Genomic DNA, 15,291 nt, shown 5'->3' with positions numbered 1-15,291 from the left:
CCGGGGCCAAGCCCCACTTTCGGGAGGAGAAAGTTATGATTTCAAGACGGAGCCTTTTGGGCACAGCCGCCGTGCTGGCGCTCGCATTTGCCTTTGCCGCACCGGCCGTCGCCGATCCGGATACCGCGCTTGCGGAGCTTCAGAAGACCGTTCTTTCAAAAGGGCCCTCAGGCGAATCTCCATCGCTGGCCTCGGACGTCACGCTCACCGATGAGGAGCTGGCCAAGATCAAGACCATGAACGCGACGGCCGCCATCGTCATGCACTACGGCGGTAACGACTGGTCGCGGGCTCAGATCAACGGCTTGCAGACGCAGTTCGCCGCCATGGGCATCAAGGTTCTTGCGGTGACCGACGCCGGCTTCAAGCCTGAAAAGCAGGTATCTGACCTCGAGACGATCATGGCGCAGAAGCCGGGCATCATCGTTTCGATCCCGACTGATCCGACGGCTACCGCCGCAGCTTACAAGGCGGCTGCGGAGGCCGGCACCAAGCTTGTTTTCATGGATAACGTGCCGACCGGTTTTGTGGCCGGGAAGGATTATGTATCCGTGGTTTCGGCTGACAACTATGGCAACGGCGTCGCTGCGGCACATCTCATGGCCAAGGCGCTGAATGGCGAAGGCGATATCGGACTGGTCTTCCATGCTGCCGATTTCTTCGTCACCAAGCAGCGCTACGATGGCTTCAAGGCGACGATCGCGTCGGACTATCCGAATATCAAGATCGTGGCCGAGCAGGGTATCGGCGGCCCGGACTTCTCGGGTGACGCGGAAAAGGCGGCATCCGCCATCCTGACCTCGAACCCGAACGTCAAGGGTATATGGGCGGTCTGGGACGTGCCGGCCGAAGGCGTGATCTCGGCGGCGCGGGTTGCCGGCCGTGACGATCTTGTCATTACCACGGTCGATCTCGGCGAGAACGTGGCGATCTCGATGGCCCAGGGCGGTTTCGTCAAGGGGCTCGGTGCCCAGCGGCCTTACGACGCCGGTGTGGTCGAAGCCAAGCTTGCCGGCTATGCGCTGCTCGGCAAGCAGGCGCCCGCCTTCGTCGCGCTGCCCGCTCTGCCGGTGACGCGCGAGACGCTGCTCGACGGCTGGAAGGCCGTCTATTCTGCCGAGGCGACGGGCAACATCAAGTCAAGCCTCGGGCAGTGAGTGATGAGGCGCGGGGCAAGCAGCGTGCCCCGCGCCGCATGACATGAGCCGGCCTTGGCCCGCAGATGGAACGCGGCTCGCAGCAGCCGACCCCTTTCAGGAGAAAACCGATGACCAAAGTGATGAACGTCGCCATGATTGGCGGCGGCTTCATGGGCAAGGCGCATGCAATGGCCTATGCCGCGATGCCGATGTTCTTCTGGCCCGCACCGGCCATTCCGCACCGCAAGGTCGTCGTCGACGTGACCGACGGCATGGCGGAGGAAGCGCGTCGTCGCTACGGTTTCGAGGAGGCGTCCTCGGACTGGCGCGCGGTCGTCAATCGGCCGGATGTCGATGTCGTCGATATCTGCACGCCGAACAACGTGCATGCCGAGATCGCCATCGCGGCGGCTAAGGCCGGCAAGCACATCATCTGCGAAAAGCCGCTCGCCCGCACCGTCGAAGAGGCGAGGGCGATGCATGACGCGGTCAAGGCTGCCGGCGTCATCCATATGGTCGCCTTCAACTATCGCCGGACCCCCGCCGTGGCGCTTGCGAAGACATATATCGAGGAAGGCCGCATCGGCCGTATTCTCAATTTCCGCGGCACCTACCTGCAGGACTGGTCCGCTGACCCGGATTCCCCCCTTTCCTGGCGTTTCCAGAAGAAGATCGCCGGCTCCGGCTCGGTCGGCGACATCGCCACCCATGTGGTCGATCTTGCCCACTATCTCGTCGGCCCGATCGCCGAAGTGAACGCGCTGACCACTACCTACAACAAGACACGTCCTCTTCAGCAAAGCGGCGTCGACAAGCTCGGTGCGGCGGAAAAAGCCAAGGATGCGGAGCGTGGCGAGGTCGATGTCGACGACGAAGTCGTCTCGATGCTGAAATTCGAGGGTGGTGCGATCGGCAGTCTCGAAGCGACCCGTAACGCCTATGGCCGCAACAACTTCATCACGCTGGAAATTCACGGCACCAAGGGCTCGATCCACTTCAACTACGAGCGCCGCGACGAGCTTCAGGTGATGTTTGCCGACGACCCGGCGGATTCCCGCGGTTTCCGCACTGTCTATACCGGCCCGGCCCATCCCTACGGCAACGGTCTCTGGCCCATTCCCGGTCTCGGCATCGGCTATTCGGAGACAAAGATCGTCGAGTGCTACGATTTCTTCTCCGCCATTGCGAAGAACCGGCAACCCAGCCCGAACTTCGAGGACGGCCTCAAGACGGAACTCGTCGCCGACGCCCTCATTCGTTCCGGCGAAACCGGCCTGTGGGAGAAGGTGGGATGAGTGTGAGCGCCGCTGCCGTCCGCATGACCGGCATATCCAAGACCTTTGGAGGGGTGCATGCGCTGGATGACGTGTCCTTCGAGGTCATGCCCGGCGAGGTCCATGCGCTGCTGGGCGGCAACGGCGCGGGCAAGTCGACGATCCTCAAGGTGCTGAACGGGGTGCATCGCCCTGACAAGGGCACAATCGAGGTCGGTGGCGTGCCCCTGACGACGCATACGCCGGAGGCGTCGCGCGCCGCCGGCATCGCCATGAATTACCAGGAAATGAGCCTTGTCCCGACGCTGACGGTTGCCCAGAACATCTTCCTGACGCGTGAATACCGCGTCGGCACGGGGCTTATCGACGACCGGGAGGCCGAGCGGCGCGCGGCGGACCTTTTTGCGCTGCTCGATGTATTCGTCGATCCGAAAGCTCTCGTCGGCGATCTCGGCGCCGGGCAGAAACAGTTGACGGAAATCGCCAAGGCGATCTCGCAGGATGCTAAGGTGTTGGTGCTGGACGAGCCGTCGACGGCGCTCGCCGTTTCCGATGTCGAGCGGCTCTTCGTCTTTCTGCACAAGCTGAAGGCGAAGGGGGTAGCGATCATCTATGTCAGCCACCGCATGGACGAAATCGCCCGCATTGCCGACCGGGCAACGATCCTGCGCGACGGCCGTCACGTCATCACCGCTCCGCTCAGCGAATTGCCGATCGATACGATGATCGAGCATATCGTCGGCCGGCGCTCGAAAGGGCTGTCGGACATCGAGCGCAGCGCGGCCGTGCGGGGCGATGTGCTTCTGGAACTGAAGAATGTCAGCGGTCGCCATAAGCCGGAGAACATTTCCCTGACGCTGCATCGCGGTGAGGTGCTGGGGCTCGCTGGCCTTCTCGGTTCCGGCCGCTCGTCGCTCGCGCGGGTGATCGCCGGCATCGACCCGGTCCTCAAGGGCGAAATCCGCATCAAGGGCCGCGCGGTCGTGATCCGCAAGCCGGGGGACGCGATCGCCGCAGGTGTCGCACTGGTTCCGGAAGCACGCGCGACCCAGGGCATCATCCCCGCCCATTCGGTTGCCTCCAACATGATCCTCGCCGTCATCGACCGGCTTTCCGCGGCCGGTCTCGTCGATACGAAGGCGGCGAACGACCTGACCGATGCGCAAATCGAGCGCCTGCGCGTAAAGACGGCGAGCCGCGATCATGCCGTCTCGACGCTTTCGGGCGGCAACCAGCAGAAGGTGGTCATCGGCAAATGGCTCGCCACCAATCCCGACATCCTCATTCTCGACGAGCCTACCGCGGGCATCGATATCGGTTCGAAGTCGGAGATTATCCGCCTGGTGCGTGAACTCGCGGCCGCCGGCAAGGGCATCATCATGATCTCGTCCGAACTCTCCGAGCTTCTGACCGCCTGCGACCGCATCCTCGTCATGACCGAGGGGCGTGTGCATCAGGATCTGCCGCGCGAGGCGCTGGAAGATCCCTCCGTGCCCGCCGACGACCTTGCTCACCGTCTCCAGGCCGCCGAACAGCGGCTCCAGATCGAAATCCAGAAGGCCCTTGCGCTTCAGGAGGTATCCCATGGCTAATGCCTTCTTCGCCAACTGGCGCCAGAACATCATCTACATCGGCTTCGTCGTTATTTTCATCGTCTTTGCCATGACGCTGGCCGACAAGGGGTTCCTCAACCCCAACAACCTGCTGAACATCGTGCGGCAGACGGCGATGATTGCGGTCATGGCGATCGCAATGACCTTCGTGCTTTCGGCTGGCGAGATCGATCTTTCGGTCGGTGCGGTCGCGGGCCTTTCGACCGTCACCGTCGCGATGGCGATTGCGGTGGGCGGGCCGATCGCCGGTGTCGGTGCCGGCATCGCCACGGGGCTTGCGGTCGGCATGTTCAACGGCTGGCTCACCACCCGCGTCGGCATTCCCTCCTTCCTCACCACGCTTGCCATGATGGGCATCGCCAAGGGCGTCGCCATGTGGATATCGGCGACGGCCGCCGTGCCTATTCTGTCGCCGGGCTATTCCTGGCTCTTCGGCGGCGGCAATCTCGGCCCGGTGCCGGTGCTGCTTCTCTGGATGGCGGTTCTCGGCGGCATCGGCCATATCGTCTTGCGCCGCTCGGGCTTCGGCCGGCGGGTGCTGGCGACTGGTGGCGGCGAGACGGCGGCACGGTACTCCGGCATCGATACGAAGAGCGTCAAGTTCAAGGTGCTTGTCCTTTCGTCGCTGGCTGCCGCCCTTGCCGGCATGCTTTATGCCGGGCGTCTGCAATCCGGCCGCTTTCAGCTTGGCGAGGGCGACGAACTCTCAGTGATCGCCGCGGCGGTGCTCGGCGGCACGAGCCTTTTCGGCGGCAAGGGGACCGTTATCGGGACCATCGTCGGCGCACTGATGATCGGCCTCATCAACAATGGCCTTATCCTCATGGGCCTCGAATTCAGCCAGCAGCTCATTGCCCGCGGCGGCATCATCATCCTCGCCGTCGCCCTCAGCCAGAAGAGGAGCTGAGCATGACCGTGACCATCGTCGGAACCGTCACCGCCCGTCCGGAATGCTGGGGTGGACTCGCGGAACTTTTCGGTGAGCAAGTTGCACCGACTCGAGCTGAAGCGGGCTGCTCGCAAGAGCGATCGAGTTTCGCCATTTTCACATGCTCAGCGGCATAATTGGCAGAGCTGCATAGGGCGATTTCGACGGCTATCTTGCGGCCGCCGTGCCTTTGCCAGGTCGGCATCCAGCATTCGAGGGAAGGAAATCGCTCGCGAAGTGCTGCATAGGCACCTACAATGCAGCCATGAAGAAACCGCGTTCCGCACATGCGCCTCCGTCTCCGGAAGGCCCCTATGAGCATGAGGGAAATTTCGTCCGGGGCACCCTCCAGAAGCAGGATCTGAACCGTTTTCTCGATTTCGTCGTCGCGCTCTATGACGAGGGCGAGCGCATATTCGGGGCGCAGATATCGCAGCGCGACATGCGTATCGTCATCGAGCTGGTGCGCAACCACCTGTCGGGCGTGCTGGTGACGAAATCGTCTCTCGCCGCGTCGTCCGGGCTCTCCTATGGCACCGCGATGCGGGCGATCGATGCCATGCTCGAGACGAAGCTGATTGTCGCGCGGCCGCGGACATCAACAGGACTTTCCTATTCGCTGCATCCTTCCGGCGACCTGATCTCGCGATGGCATGCCTTCTCCCATCGCGGGGAGAGGCTGTTGCGCGACGTGACGACCGAAGCCGATGGGGAAAGGATGCCTTCGCGACGACGCGCGGCGCCGGATGTTGCCGCCGGCATCATTCCCCCGCCGGTGGTTCTGGCCAGCAAGCTCTCGCTCGGGCGGGCGCTGCGCATGCTGGTGCATGCGGATACCACCTTCATGGCGATGAGCGCGCTCAAGCGCCAGCTCGAACTCATTCTCGGCGTGCCGATCGAAGCCCATGCCCGCGCCATCGACCCGCTGCATGCCGAGATCGTGGCCAACAGCAGGCGGTCGCAATCACGCTATGATCTCATTGCGTGCGATCTGCCCTGGTTCGGCGAGATGGGGTATCACGGGCGTCTGTTGCCGCTCGATGGGCTGATGGCCGAGAAGCCGGTGGACGTCGAGGATATCTACCCGGATGCGCTGGCAAGCTCGCGCCACGGCGGCCGGCAGCTCGGCATTCCCATGTTGATGACAGGCGAGGTGCTGGCCTACCGCACCGACCTGATGCAGGAGCGCGGCCTGGAGCCGCCGCGCACGGCGGAAGATGTGATCGAAACCGCACGGCGGCTCCATTCTCCGGCAAGGGGCATTTTCGGGATTGCCTGGAATGGTGGCCGCGGCACGGCGCTAGGCCATAGCTTTATCATGATGATGGGCGCGTTCGGCCGCCCGATCATCGATCTTCCCCGCACTGAACAAGGCTTCGATGTCGCGGGCGCGCGGGGCGAGGGGCTGCGCCCGACGTTCCTATCGGAGGAAGCAAGGGATACGGTGGACTACATGCGGGCGCTGATCGAGGTGTCGCCGCCGAACATCCTCGACATCACCTGGTTCGAACGTGCGAGCATCTATGCCAATGGCAACGCGGCGCTGGCTTATTCGCATTCGCTGCTGGCCCACCTGCATGAGGCCGTCCCGCAATCACCGGCCTATCGCAAGACCGGGTATCTACCGCATCCCACGGGTCGCAACGGCCGGCCGATCGTGCCGGTCGGCGGCTATGCCCTGGGGATACCCGCCAATATCGCGCCGTCGCGGATCAGCTCGGTGTGGGAGGCGCTGCGCATGCTCACCTCGTCGAACGCAGTCAAGCTCTACCTCATGAACGGGAGCCTCGCGAGTTCGCGCATCAGCGTCAGCCGCGATCCGGAAATCCGCTCGATCTCGCCCTTCATCGGCGCCATCGATGATTTCAACACGAAAGGCTATCTCGGGATGTGGCCGCGTCCCCCTATCGTGGGCGTCCCCGAGATCATCGCGATTGCGGGCGAGGAAATTCACGACCTCTTGAGCGGTCGCAAGGCGGTCATGCGGGCCTTGACCGATGCGCAGAACCGCGCGGATGCCGTGATGCGTCAGGAAGGCCATTACTAGCCCATCCGCCGGCGGATGCGGCAATGCTGCAGTTTTATCCATTATGGATATATTTGAGACTGGCCTCCGACGGCGGCCCGTCCTAGCGTGTGCTCATTCGAACCGCATATTGCGGAACGCAGTGGAGGCTGCGGACACTGGGAAGGGTAGGGACCGGACGGCCGAGGCCGGAAGGATCACCCGCGCAAGCACTATCAACAGAAGCCGGCAGACAGGGAGCGGCCGCCGCATGGTGCCGCGCCGGTGGACAGTCGCGTCCGGAGGAGAGACCGTCATGGCGTTCAAATACGCTTTCAATACATGGGCCTATTCGAGTTTTCCTGCTTGGGTTCCATCCTATTCGCTGGAGGAAACGATCCGGCGCATCGCGGCTATCGGCTATGATGGTATCGAGATCGGTTGCGCGGCGCCGCATGCCTGGCCGTCCCACCTTTCCCAAGAGCATCGCCGGGACCTGAAGGCGCTGATGGGGGATGTCAACCTCAAACCCGTCTCGCTGCTGCCGGCCCCCGGCGGCGGACCGGGCAACAATCCTGCCTCGCTGCTCGAGGCGGAACGCACGGCCACGATTGCCCATTACAAGGAAGTGGTCGACCTCGCCCATGATCTCGGCGCCGAGCGCGTCCTCTATATCGCCGGCTGGCGGTCCTTCGGCACGGGATACCAGCAGGCCTGGGACTGGAGCTTGGCCGCACTCAGGGAAATCGCCGCCCATGCCCGCGACAAGGGCATCGGCATCAGCATCGAGCCGACCTCATCGGACTCTAACCTGATCGACACGCCCGGACAGGCGCTGCTGCTTCGGGAGCAGGTGGGTTCGGACAATGTCAAGGTGATGTTCGACACCTTTCATGCGCTTTACCGAAACGAGGTCAGTTCCGACTACGTGCACGAAATGGCCGCGCATCTCGATCATGTGCACTTTGCCGATACCGACCGATTGCCCCCCGGCGAGGGCACGGTTGACTGGTACGGGGTCATGAAGGCGCTCAAGGATATCGGCTTCAAGGGCTACCTGACCATGGAAGCGGGTTTCAGCGGCCGCAATTTCGATCCCGATCGGGTTGCCCGCAGCGCGATCGGTTACCTGAAGGATCTCGAAAAGACGCTGGATTGATTGTGTAGGGAGGAGGAAACCCAATGAAGCTTGAATTGAAACGGCGCGGGCTCGCTAAGGCGGCGACGTCGGTGATCATGCTGGCCACCGCATCGACCGCGCTGGCGCAGGAGAATGTCGTCACGCAATGGGACCAGTTTTCCAATGCCGGCATCACTGCCGCCGGCCCGGCGATGGATGAACTGATCAAGACCTGCGAAGCATCGCTTAAGGACGTCAAGATCCTTCGCACGGTGGTCCCGTCGATCGGCATTCGCGAGAGCTATCGGCTCGCCGTATCCGCCGACAAGACGCCGGACCTCGGCTATACATGGCCTGCCGCCTCGGTGCTGGCAGGATATGCCCGAACGGGTAAGGTGGCACCGCTCGACGACTACTACAAGAAGTACGGCTGGGAGAACGTCAACGCCTTCTACCGCGGTCGCAATTCCTACCAGGGCAAGCTCTACGCCGTTCCGATGGAGCAGGACCTGATGGGTGTATACTACAACAAGGCGATGTTTACGGAATTGGGTCTCGCCGTGCCGACGACCTACGCCGAGTTCAAGGATGTCGTCGAAAAGATCAAGGCAGCCGGGCGCGTTCCGATCGCATTCGGTAACCGTGACCGCTGGCCGGCCACCAACACGCTGAGCCTGATCCTCGGCCTGACCGCCGGACGTGCTGGTGAAGAGAAAGTGTTCTTCGGCGACGAGCCCTGGAGGAATCCGAAGTTCAAGCTCGCGGCGGAGACATTCCAGCGATGGGCCAATGACGGATATTTCCCGCGCGGTTTCAACGGCATCGGTTACGACGAGGCGAATGCCCTGTTCCTGGGCGGCCGTGCGGCGATGACCATCACCGGCACCTGGGTGCTGCAGGACATGGCGCGGGGCGCCAAGTTCGATCTCGGCGTGTTCATGCTGCCGCCGATTGCCGGCGACGTTCCGGCCGGTACGATGTGGGGTGAGGGTTCGCAGTGGCAGATCTCCGCTGCCGCGCCACAGAACGTCAAGGACGCTGCGGCGAGCTACATCGACTGCCTGACGTCCAAGGATAGCCGGAAGGTTTGGGTCGAAAAGGGGTATCTCGTCCCCATCGGCACGACGCCCGACGAACTGAAGAGCTGGGAAACCCTGCCCGTCGTGAAGGACTTCTACACCGAGGGTCTCAAGACTCCGGACGCGAACTTCTATGACCTGCACACCACGGTCCCGGAGAGCGTGACACAGGTGCTCTATCCCGAGCTTCAGAAGCTGATCGGCGGCGAGACGACCCCGGACGACTTCCTTGCCGCCATGCAGGCATCGTGGAAGGCCGCCATCGACAAGGGGGAGCGTTGGGTCCCCTGACGACGCCGCAGGAAAACCGGATGGCGGCGCGAGCCGTCATCCTCAAGCATTGGATATGATGATGTACAGCAGCCGACAAGCCTGGCTCTTTGTGCTTCCTGCACTGTTGCTCTATGGCGCTTTCGTTGCAGTCCCGATCCTCCAGGTGGCTGCCTACAGCATGTTCTCCTGGGATAACGGGTCGATCAAGGCGTTCGGCGGCCTGTCGAATTACAGCCGGCTCGTGTCCGACAACGTTTTCTGGACGGCGCTCGGCCACAACGCCATCTGGGCGGTGCTCACCCTGTGCTTTCCGCTGCTGATCGGCCTCATCCTCGCCTCCATCCTGGCCGAACGCTCGCCGCGCCTCGTCAAGGTCATGAGCGCCGTCTATTTTCTGCCGCGGACGATCCCGCTGGTCGTTGCCGGCATCATTTGGGGATGGATCTACAATCCGGTATTCGGACTTCTGAACTATCTTCTCGATATGGCGGGGCTCGGCTCATGGGGCGGCGCCTGGCTCGCCGAGCCCGGCTCGGCGCTGATATCGCTCAACGCCGCCGGCGCCTGGACCTTCTACGGCTTCTGCATCCTGATTTATCTCTCGGCGATCCAGTCGATCGATCCGTCGCTCTATGAAGCGGCATCGCTCGACGGCGCGAGTTGGGGGCAGCGTTTCCGCTTCATCACCGTCCCGCTGCTCAAGAGCACGACCCTGTTCCTCGGCCTCTACTCCGCGATCGAAGCCATGCGCTTCTTCGACCTGGTCTGGGTTACCACGCAAGGAGGACCCGGCTACGACACCGAAGTCCTGACCACGCATATCTACAAGACCTTCTTCCTGGTCGGCGACTTCGGCTATGCCGCAGCGCTCTCCGTGGTGCTGCTGGTGATCGTGCTTCTTGTCGGCGGCCTGAGCTATCGCATCCTGAGGCAGCCATGACCCGTACCTCGCGTATTCTTCAGCATATCGTCCTGCTGGTCTTCGCACTCTATGCGCTGATGCCGATCTATCTGGTGCTGCTCGCATCCGTTCGCAGCGAGTCAGACCTGTTCTCCGGGCCGCTTTCGCTGCCCTGGCCGATCGATTTCTCGAATTTCAGGCGCGTCTGGTTCGAGAGCGGCTTCTCGCGATTCATCGTCAACAGCTTGATGATCAGTGTCGGCTCAACCCTTCTGGTCGTGCTGACGGCGCCGCTGGCGGGATTTGCCTTCGCCAAGCTCAAGTTCAGGGGCAAGGAGGCGGTCTTTGCGCTCTTTCTTGCGGGCCTGGTTGTGCCTGCACCCTCGGTGATCGTCGCGCTTTACGGTGATCTGCAGGCTTTGGGGCTGCTCAACACCCGGATCGGGGTCATTCTGCCGCAAGCGGCGCTGTTGCTGCCGTTCTCCATCTTCATGATGCGTACGGTGATGGAGGATGTGCCGGACGAACTGCTCGAGGCGGCGGTCATCGATGGTGCGACCTTGTTCGAGACCTATGTAAAGGTCGTGCTCCCAGTCGTCCGCCCCGGCCTTCTGTCGCTGGCACTGATCGCCTTCCTGTTCTCCTGGCAGGAATATCTTCTGCCACTCGTGGTGATTCAGGACGAAGCTCTCAAGCCGCTGACCGTCGGCGCCGCCACGCTCCAGGGCCGCTACGGCGTCGACTATGGCGGGATCGCTGCCGCAGGGATCATCGCCTTCGCACCGATCGTCGCCCTTTTCCTGGTCCTTCAGCGGTCCTTCACCCGCGGACTTACAGCCGGCGCCGTCAAATAATCATTCGAGAATTCCGGAGTCATTCCATGAAAGCTGTCTTCCTTCCTGGCAACAAGCGCGTCGAAATCCGTGCCGTCGAAGTGCCGAAGCCGCGCCAGGACGAGGTGCTCGTCCAGGTCAAGGCGTCCTGCATCTGCCGTAGCGACCTGAGTCTCTATTATGGCAATGCCGTCGTCGGCGGCGATGCGGCCGGGCGCTGCATCACAGGCCACGAGCCGGCGGGTATCATTGTCGAGGTCGGTTCGGCGGTACGGCAATTCAAGAAGGACGACCGGGTGGCGATCCATCTCGCCGTCGGCTGCGGCGTCTGCGCCTATTGCCGCGCCGGCCATTTCCATCTCTGCGCCGAATGGACCTGCCTCGGCTTCACGGCGGATGGCGGCAATGCGGAATATATCGCGGTACCGGAACGCAACCTGCTGCGTCTTCCCGACTGCATGTCCTATCTGGCGGGTGCGATTTCGACGGATGCTTTCGGAACGCTGTGCAGCGCGGCGCGCAAACTCGGCGTCAACGGTCTCAGCACCGTGGGTATCTGGGGGCTGGGTCCGATGGGATCGGCCGGCGTGCTTGCCGCCAAGGCGCTTGGCGGCAAGGTCATCGCGCTCGATCCGATTGCAGAGCGTCGCGAGTTCGCAGCGAGCCTCGGCGCCGATCTGGTGCTGGACCCGACCTCGCCGACGGCTCGTGAGGAGATCATGGATTTCGGCGGCAGGGGTGTGACCGCGGCGCTCGATTGCTCCGGCAACGGGGCTGCCCAGAACATGGCGCTCGATGTCGCCGCTCCCTTCGCCAAGGTCGCTTTCGTCGGCGAGAGCCGGGAAACGACGATCAAGACGAGCGATCAGCTGATCCGCAAGCAGGTCAGCCTCATGGGCTCATGGTATTTCGGCGTGTCGGAGTATGACGACATCCTCCATATCGTCGAGACGGGCAAGATCGATCTCGAAAAGCTGGCCACCCATACATTCTCCCTGGACGAAGCCGAGACGGCCTTCCGCCTGTTCGACGAGCGCAAGACGGAAAAAGCCGTCTTCCTCATGTGAGGCGCGACACCAGGATGACCGAAATACAGCGCAGGGGAGACAAGACATGGCGACGGTGAGTTTTGACAAGGCGCGGAAGGCCTTCGGCGCACATGAGGTTCTAAAGGGCATTACGCTCGACGTCGCCGACGGCGAGTTCGTGATCCTTGTCGGGCCATCGGGTTGCGGAAAGTCGACGCTTCTGCGGATGCTGGCCGGGCTCGAACAGTCGACCGGCGGTGATATCCGGATCGACGGCCGCAGCGTGATCGGCGTGTCTCCCAAGGACCGCGACATCGCTATGGTCTTCCAGACCTACGCCCTCTATCCGTATATGAGCGTGGCCGAAAACATGGGCTTCTCGCTCCGGCTTGCAAAGGCGCCAAAGAGCGAAGCGGACAGCAAAATCCGCGCTGCGGCCGACATGCTCGACCTCACTCAGCTGCTGGACCGCTATCCCAAGCAGTTGTCGGGCGGTCAACGGCAGCGCGTGGCCATGGGCCGCGCCATCGTTCGAGACCCCAAGGTCTTCCTGTTCGACGAGCCGCTCAGCAATCTTGACGCCAAACTGCGCGTGCAGATGCGGGCTGAGATCAAAGCCTTGCACCAGAGGCTCAAGACCACGAGCATCTATGTGACGCATGACCAGGTCGAAGCGATGACGATGGCCGACCGGATCGTGGTCATGAACGGCGGCAGGGTCGAACAGGTCGGCAGCCCGCTCGAGCTTTACGACAACCCGGCCAATCTGTTTGTGGCAGGCTTCATCGGCTCGCCGGCGATGAACTTCATCGAAGGTACGCTCGAGCCGGGACAGGGATTCCGTGCCTCCGGTGGGGAAAGGCTGCCACTGCCGCCGGGCATTGAAGCATCGACCAAGCGCATGGTGATCTATGGTATTCGGCCGGAGCACATCGAAATCGCCAAGGATGACCAGACACCCACATTAAGGACCACGGTCGCGATCGTCGAACCGATGGGTGCGGAGACACTGATTCAGGCGCATTTTGAAGGAGGAAGCATCACACTTTCCTATCGTGGCAAGGAGCGCTTCAAGGCTGGCGATCACTTGGCTCTGCTGTTGGATGAGCAACAAGCTCATGTGTTTGATGCCAAGACTGGCGACAGATTGTCGGGTCACCGCCAAGATATTAGCGGGCCGGTTCTCAGCTAGCTTTGTACCTCCTGGGTACGGTGATAGGTTCGAATCCAGTCAAGAGCAATGGCTGTAAGAAAGCGCCCGTTCCAGCAGCGCATCGCACCTAATTTTGAGATTCGCCGGTTCGATTTTCGGCGCTTATCTTTCGCGCCAGCTCTCGCAAACCTTCGTCGCGATGAACTACTGGCCTGACCCCATAGGGTGGTCCGGTTTCAGTCTTAATGCATGATGGGTTTCTGGGCCATCGCCTGGGCAGATGATGAGGCTGACCCGCGTGCTGGCGCAGGCCAGATGATGGCCTCCGGTGCCGGCGGTTTATATCCGAGCGATGAGTGCGGCCGCTCGGTATTGTAGTAGCGCCGCCATGCTTCGATAATGACCTTGGCCTCGGCGAGGCTGTAGAAGATCTCTCCGTTCAGCAACTCGTCACGCAGCTTCGAGTTGAAGCTCTCGCAATAGCCGTTCTCCCAAGGGCTTCCCGGCTCGATGAAGGCGGTCTTTGCTCCGACGGCGGCAATCCACTCCCGTACAGCCTTGGCGATGAACTCCGGGCCGTTGTCGGAACGAACATGGCCAGGCACACCCCGCAGGATGAACAGGTCTGACAGAGCGTCGATGACATCGGTGGAGTTGAGCTTGCGGCCGATGCGGATCGCCAGGCATTCCCGGGTAAACTCGTCGATGATGTTGAGCATGCGGAACTTCCTGCCATTGTGGGTCCGGCCTTCGACGAAGTCATAGGACCAGACATGGTTTGGATGCTCGGGTCGAAGCCGGATGCACGATCCGTCATTCAACCAGAGCCGCCCCTTCTTCGGTTGCTTCTGGGGAACCTTCAGCCCCTCCCGCCGCCAGATGCGTTCGACGCGCTTGGCGTTCACCGTCCAGCCTTCAGACCGCAGCATCGCCGTGATCCTGCGATAGCCATAACGGCCATAGCGGGAAGCGAGCCGGATGATGTCGGCGGTCAACGCCTCTTCATCGGGCCGGCCTTGCGGCTTCTTGCGCTGGGTCGAACGATGCTGGCCGAGAACCTTGCAGGCAAACCGCTCCGAGACGGAGAACTTCGCCACGACATGGTCGACGCACCGCCGACGACGGGCGGGGCTCAGAAGTTTCCCGAGGCGGCCTCTTTCAGGATCAGCTTCTCGAGCGTCAGGTCCGACACAGCCTTGCGCAGCCGGTCGTTCTCTTTCTCGAGCTCCTTCAGCCGCTTCACCTGGTCACCCTTCAGGCCGCCGAACTCCTTGCGCCAGCGGTAATACGTAAACTGCGTCACGCCGATCAAACGGACCGCTTCTCCGACAGAACGACCTTGCGACAACAGAACATCGACTTGGCGCAGCTTCGCCACGATCTCTTCGGGTTTGTGCTTCTTCTGGGGCATTCCAACGTCCTCTCCAACGGCTCAATAGCCTACTTCAGGGAGGACCACTTTTCAGGGGGCAGACCAGGCGATGATCAGCGGCATTCAGGTGTTTTCGATGAAGTTGGAAAAGATTGGCAATTTGGCCGTGGGTTGAGACGAAACGTTGGCATTGACCTGCCGACTTGAACCGCATCATGCGTCGCTCTCGTCGTCGAACGGGAAGGTGAGAATTTTCTGCGAGGGTGTTGAGCCCTTTGTGCGAACGGTGTTCGATCCCCAGCATGATCTCTCGCTTTGCGGCGGAATAAGAACGCAGCTTGTCTGTCACCATCACGCGCGGCGCAACACCTTGGCTCTTCAACAATTTGCGCATCAGCCGAAGAGCGGCTCCCTTGTTTCTGCGGCTTTGCAGCAGAGCATCGAGAACGTAGCCGTTGGCATCGACGGCGCGCCACAGCCAGTATTTCTTGCCCTTGATCGATACGACCATCTCATCGAGATGCCATTTGTCTGCGAAGTTGCCGATCGACCGCCGCTTGAGTTGGTGGGCGA

General features: G+C 62.0%; 13 protein-coding genes. 11 read left to right on the top strand and 2 right to left on the bottom strand.

The window, feature by feature from the left end; all coding sequences use genetic code 11:
- The first annotated feature begins 35 nt into the window (after positions 1 to 35).
- The 11 genes from B5M41_RS25485 (at position 36) to B5M41_RS25435 (ending at position 13,385) form a co-directional block, all read left to right on the top strand.
- Positions 36 to 1,157 carry a substrate-binding domain-containing protein gene (locus B5M41_RS25485; RefSeq protein ID WP_134711101.1) on the top strand — a complete coding sequence of 374 codons (1,122 nt, stop codon included), beginning with the start codon at positions 36 to 38 and terminating at the stop codon, positions 1,155 to 1,157.
- A 110-nt stretch (positions 1,158 to 1,267) separates the two neighbouring features.
- Positions 1,268 to 2,434, top strand: coding sequence for a levoglucosan dehydrogenase (locus B5M41_RS25480; protein ID WP_230640358.1), 1,167 nt, complete (start codon positions 1,268 to 1,270; stop codon positions 2,432 to 2,434).
- Positions 2,431 to 4,005, top strand: coding sequence for a sugar ABC transporter ATP-binding protein (locus B5M41_RS25475; protein ID WP_134653265.1), 1,575 nt, complete (start codon positions 2,431 to 2,433; stop codon positions 4,003 to 4,005). The genes B5M41_RS25480 and B5M41_RS25475 overlap by 4 nt, the downstream gene beginning before the upstream one ends.
- On the top strand, positions 3,998 to 4,933 hold the full coding sequence (locus tag B5M41_RS25470) for an ABC transporter permease (RefSeq protein ID WP_134653263.1): 936 nt from the start codon (positions 3,998 to 4,000) through the stop codon (positions 4,931 to 4,933). The genes B5M41_RS25475 and B5M41_RS25470 overlap by 8 nt, the downstream gene beginning before the upstream one ends.
- Before the next feature lie 286 nt (positions 4,934 to 5,219).
- Positions 5,220 to 7,001 (top strand): extracellular solute-binding protein, encoded by a 1,782-nt coding sequence (locus B5M41_RS25465; RefSeq protein WP_134711083.1) that lies wholly within the window; start codon positions 5,220 to 5,222, stop codon positions 6,999 to 7,001.
- A 274-nt stretch (positions 7,002 to 7,275) separates the two neighbouring features.
- A complete protein-coding gene (locus B5M41_RS25460; RefSeq protein WP_134711081.1) occupies positions 7,276 to 8,118 on the top strand; it encodes a sugar phosphate isomerase/epimerase family protein in 843 nt (280 codons plus the stop codon).
- 23 nt (positions 8,119 to 8,141) lie between these two features.
- On the top strand, positions 8,142 to 9,449 hold the full coding sequence (locus B5M41_RS25455; RefSeq protein ID WP_134653341.1) for an ABC transporter substrate-binding protein: 1,308 nt from the start codon (positions 8,142 to 8,144) through the stop codon (positions 9,447 to 9,449).
- 61 nt (positions 9,450 to 9,510) lie between these two features.
- The gene (locus tag B5M41_RS25450) at positions 9,511 to 10,371 is read left to right on the top strand and encodes a carbohydrate ABC transporter permease (RefSeq protein ID WP_167722552.1); all 861 of its coding nucleotides are present in this window, start codon (positions 9,511 to 9,513) and stop codon (positions 10,369 to 10,371) included.
- Positions 10,368 to 11,186 carry a carbohydrate ABC transporter permease gene (locus B5M41_RS25445; RefSeq protein ID WP_134653403.1) on the top strand — a complete coding sequence of 273 codons (819 nt, stop codon included), beginning with the start codon at positions 10,368 to 10,370 and terminating at the stop codon, positions 11,184 to 11,186. Before B5M41_RS25450 ends, B5M41_RS25445 begins: the two co-directional genes overlap by 4 nt.
- A gap of 26 nt (positions 11,187 to 11,212) precedes the next feature.
- Complete coding sequence (locus B5M41_RS25440) at positions 11,213 to 12,232, top strand: alcohol dehydrogenase catalytic domain-containing protein (RefSeq protein ID WP_134711077.1); 1,020 nt, start codon at positions 11,213 to 11,215, stop codon at positions 12,230 to 12,232.
- Positions 12,233 to 12,278: 46 nt separating this feature from the next.
- Complete coding sequence (locus B5M41_RS25435) at positions 12,279 to 13,385, top strand: ABC transporter ATP-binding protein (RefSeq protein ID WP_134711075.1); 1,107 nt, start codon at positions 12,279 to 12,281, stop codon at positions 13,383 to 13,385.
- Positions 13,386 to 13,588: 203 nt separating this feature from the next.
- Here the strand turns inward: B5M41_RS25435 and B5M41_RS25430 are convergent.
- Both B5M41_RS25430 and B5M41_RS25425 read right to left on the bottom strand, forming a co-directional pair.
- Positions 13,589 to 14,757, bottom strand: a protein-coding gene (locus tag B5M41_RS25430; RefSeq protein WP_134653325.1) for an IS3 family transposase whose coding sequence is annotated in 2 segments (ribosomal slippage) — positions 13,589 to 14,493 and positions 14,493 to 14,757 — 1,170 coding nt in all. Because the reading frame shifts where the segments join, the coding sequence is not laid out codon by codon here.
- A gap of 34 nt (positions 14,758 to 14,791) precedes the next feature.
- Positions 14,792 to 15,291, bottom strand: a 500-nt coding sequence (locus B5M41_RS25425) for an IS6 family transposase (protein WP_230640357.1), incomplete at its 5' end; no start/stop codon positions are given.

Origin of the sequence: Shinella sumterensis, from assembly GCF_004514425.2 — a bacterium.
Lineage (GTDB): Bacteria > Pseudomonadota > Alphaproteobacteria > Rhizobiales > Rhizobiaceae > Shinella > Shinella sumterensis.
The sequence above is the reverse complement of the archived record's forward strand: the minus strand, read 5'-3'. Positions and strand labels throughout refer to the sequence as shown.

Excerpts from the sequence above, each read along its gene's own strand:
- B5M41_RS25485 (WP_134711101.1), top strand. The coding sequence starts at position 36 with ATGATTTCAAGACGGAGCCTTTTGGGCACAGCCGCCGTGCTGGCGCTC.
- B5M41_RS25480 (WP_230640358.1), top strand. The coding sequence starts at position 1,268 with ATGACCAAAGTGATGAACGTCGCCATGATTGGCGGCGGCTTCATGGGC.
- B5M41_RS25475 (WP_134653265.1), top strand. The coding sequence starts at position 2,431 with ATGAGTGTGAGCGCCGCTGCCGTCCGCATGACCGGCATATCCAAGACC.
- B5M41_RS25470 (WP_134653263.1), top strand. The coding sequence starts at position 3,998 with ATGGCTAATGCCTTCTTCGCCAACTGGCGCCAGAACATCATCTACATC.
- B5M41_RS25465 (WP_134711083.1), top strand. The coding sequence starts at position 5,220 with ATGAAGAAACCGCGTTCCGCACATGCGCCTCCGTCTCCGGAAGGCCCC.
- B5M41_RS25460 (WP_134711081.1), top strand. The coding sequence starts at position 7,276 with ATGGCGTTCAAATACGCTTTCAATACATGGGCCTATTCGAGTTTTCCT.
- B5M41_RS25455 (WP_134653341.1), top strand. The coding sequence starts at position 8,142 with ATGAAGCTTGAATTGAAACGGCGCGGGCTCGCTAAGGCGGCGACGTCG.
- B5M41_RS25450 (WP_167722552.1), top strand. The coding sequence starts at position 9,511 with ATGTACAGCAGCCGACAAGCCTGGCTCTTTGTGCTTCCTGCACTGTTG.
- B5M41_RS25445 (WP_134653403.1), top strand. The coding sequence starts at position 10,368 with ATGACCCGTACCTCGCGTATTCTTCAGCATATCGTCCTGCTGGTCTTC.
- B5M41_RS25440 (WP_134711077.1), top strand. The coding sequence starts at position 11,213 with ATGAAAGCTGTCTTCCTTCCTGGCAACAAGCGCGTCGAAATCCGTGCC.
- B5M41_RS25435 (WP_134711075.1), top strand. The coding sequence starts at position 12,279 with ATGGCGACGGTGAGTTTTGACAAGGCGCGGAAGGCCTTCGGCGCACAT.